The sequence below is a fragment of the Mesorhizobium sp. M7A.F.Ca.AU.001.01.1.1 genome (assembly GCF_004022735.1).
In the GTDB taxonomy this organism is placed as follows: domain Bacteria; phylum Pseudomonadota; class Alphaproteobacteria; order Rhizobiales; family Rhizobiaceae; genus Mesorhizobium; species Mesorhizobium ciceri.
Genome location: NZ_RZPF01000832.1, coordinates 1 through 2,572, shown reverse-complemented (window position 1 = coordinate 2,572; position 2,572 = coordinate 1). Strand labels below are relative to the sequence as shown.

The following is a 2,572-nucleotide window of genomic DNA, read 5'->3' as shown; positions in this document are numbered from 1 at the left end:
CCTAGAGGCAGACCGGCCGCGCGCGCGCGGCGTGCCGTCTCCAGCTTCTTTTCGTGGGCACCCTTGTGGTTGCCGATGCGATCCGTGGTCGCCGGCCGCGCGCCCTGAAAGCTCAGTTGCAGATGGTCTAGACCGGCTTCGGCAAATGCCTCGACACGGCCCTCGACGATGCCAACGCCCGCGGTAATCAGATTGGTGTAGACGCCGCGCCCCGCAAGCCCGGCGATCAATTGCTCGAGGTCGCGGCGCAGTGTCGGCTCGCCACCGGACAGATGCACCTGGAGCACTCCGAGATCGGCGGCCTCCGAGAACAGGGCGAGCCAGGTCTCTGTGTCGAGTTCGCGATTGGCCTTGAGCAGTTCGAGCGGATTGGAGCAATAAGGGCATTGCAGCGGGCAGCGATGCGTCAGTTCCGCCAGCATGCCGATTGGAGGGAGGAGGGGCGTGCTCATAGCCTCACCAGCAGCTTGTCCGACCATTCCTGCAGGAAGGCGATGACGTCGGTCGCCACGGCCTCCTGTTCGGCCTCATAATCGGCGGCAAGGCCGGCAATGATGTCGCCGACCGTGGACCGTCCATCGCAGCGTCGCAATATGTCGAGACTGACATCGTTCGGCCAGAATATCTTTTCCGGTGAAAGCACGGCGAATGCCTGCCGCAAGGGATCGTATTGTATGCGCACGTGCTTCGGCAGCGAAGGTACCGATCGCAACGACACCACAGCTCTTTCGCGCAGCGCCGTCATAGGGCTGCCTCGGGCTGGAAGGCGCCGGGCGGTATGTTTCCCCGCTCGCCATAGGCGTGTTGAAGCGCGTCAAGCATGGCCCAGAGTATATCGCATTTGAACACCAGTGCATCGATTGCCTGCTGCTGGCGCTCCGCCGTATCGGCGTGGCTGAGCACGTAGGCAAGGGCGAAGTCGGCGTCACGCGAGGCCTGTTCGGGCCGTTGCTTGAAATAGGCAAGCGTATCCTCGGTGATGTAGTCGTATTTGGCCAGCATTGCCGGCACCCGCTCGCCGATGATGAGTGGCGAAAACATCTCGGTCAGCGAGGACGCGACCGCCTCGAACAGCGTCCGGTTTGTGCAAAAGGAAAGGTAAGCGCCCACCGCGAAGCGTGTCGCCGGCAGTGCCAGCCTTTCGCTCTTCACGGCCTCGGCGTCCAGGCCGAGTGAAGTTGCCAGATACAGCCAGCGCGCGATGCCGCCGCTCCAGCCGTCCTCGCCGTCATGATCCTCGATCCGCTTGCGCCACGCGGCACGAAACGCTGGATCCTCGGCATGTACGAGTATCATGGCATCCTTGCGTGGGATGACCGCCTGATAGCAATAGCGGTTCAGCGCCCAAGCCTTCATCTCGGCCTTCGACAACGCGCCGCTGGTCATCCTGTGGTGAAAGGGATGACGATTGTGATAGCGCTCGGCGCCAACCTGCCTCAATACGGCTTCGAGAGCGCTCGTGGAGAGTCCGCCTTTGGCTGCATCGCGGAAGTCGCTCAAAATTCCATCTCCATACCGTCGTTTGCGATTTCCCAGCCTGCCGCCTTGACCGCCGCGTGCTCGGCGGAATTCTCGTCTAGGATGGGGTTGGTGTTGTTGATGTGGACGAAGACGCGACGGCCGACCTTCACATCGGCCAAGCCCGCAATCGAACCCAATTCTCCCGAGATCGCCAGATGCCCCATGCGCGAGCCGGTTTTCTGACCGACGCCGGCGACGATCATCTCGTCGTCGGTGTAGACCGTGCCGTCGAACAAAAGACAGGCGGCATCGGTGAGACGCGCGCGCAGCCGCGCATCGATGCGCGCGCAGCCTGGGATATAGAAGACGGAGCCGCGGCTGCCGATGCCGGCAATTCGGACTCCGATCGTGTCACCTGCGTCGGAGCTGAAATTGGCATCCGGATGGTCTCTATCCTCCAGATAGAGTGCTATCTTCCCGGGCACGGCAAAGGGCTCGATCATTACGCCGGTATCGCGGCCTTCTGCGTCGCAGATGGCCAACTCTTTCGCCGGCGGCAGGATGCGCCGCGGCACAAGCGCTGGATCGAGAACGTTGAAAATCGAATTCGCCTCCAGCGTCGCCAGAACCTGCGCCGTTGCATAGATGGCGAAAGGCTGCCGCTCGCGCAGGCTGAGCAGTCCGGCGATATGATCGACGTCGGCATTGGTCAGCACCACAGCGCGAATAGGTGTCGAGCGCAGCGGCGCATCGCCCGCAGGCTGTAATTCAGGTGTTGCAGCGATTTGCTGGCGAATGTCGGGCGAGGCATTGAAAAGAACCCAGCCCAACCCGTCCGCCGAGGCGGCGACACTTGACTGGGTTCGTGGATGCACGCTTGCCATGCCGTTGCGAGCCGCACGACTGAGACGGTAGTTGCAGTTCCATTGCGGAAAGCCGCCGCCCGCCGCCGATCCGATTATCCTCAAATGCATGAAAATGCCCGCGCGCCGGCTTCTCTGACCTGCAGGCAATTTGCAGTCACAAACGACAGTCCGCGCGCTTTGCGTGCGTCAAAATCTTTCACGGAAATCCCATGCGGCGAGGGGATGCGCGCCCCTGTCGCCAGGGA

General features: G+C 62.3%; 4 protein-coding genes. All 4 read right to left on the bottom strand.

Translation table 11 applies throughout. The annotated features are described in order from the left end of the window. The coding region (locus EN884_RS32575) for a radical SAM protein (RefSeq protein WP_128360991.1) at positions 1–452 on the bottom strand (452 nt) is incomplete at its 3' end. Continuing rightward, on the bottom strand, positions 449–745 hold the full coding sequence (pqqD, locus tag EN884_RS32570) for a pyrroloquinoline quinone biosynthesis peptide chaperone PqqD (RefSeq protein ID WP_024504366.1): 297 nt from the start codon (positions 743–745) through the stop codon (positions 449–451). The genes pqqD and EN884_RS32575, both read right to left, overlap by 4 nt. Continuing rightward, positions 742–1,500: a pyrroloquinoline-quinone synthase PqqC gene (gene pqqC, locus EN884_RS32565; RefSeq protein ID WP_063167843.1), complete on the bottom strand. Its 759-nt coding sequence runs from the start codon at positions 1,498–1,500 to the stop codon at positions 742–744. The genes pqqD and pqqC overlap by 4 nt, the downstream gene beginning before the upstream one ends. Further along, positions 1,497–2,435 carry a pyrroloquinoline quinone biosynthesis protein PqqB gene (pqqB, locus tag EN884_RS32560; protein WP_063167844.1) on the bottom strand — a complete coding sequence of 313 codons (939 nt, stop codon included), beginning with the start codon at positions 2,433–2,435 and terminating at the stop codon, positions 1,497–1,499. The genes pqqC and pqqB overlap by 4 nt, the downstream gene beginning before the upstream one ends. Between the last annotated feature and the right edge of the window lie 137 nt (positions 2,436–2,572).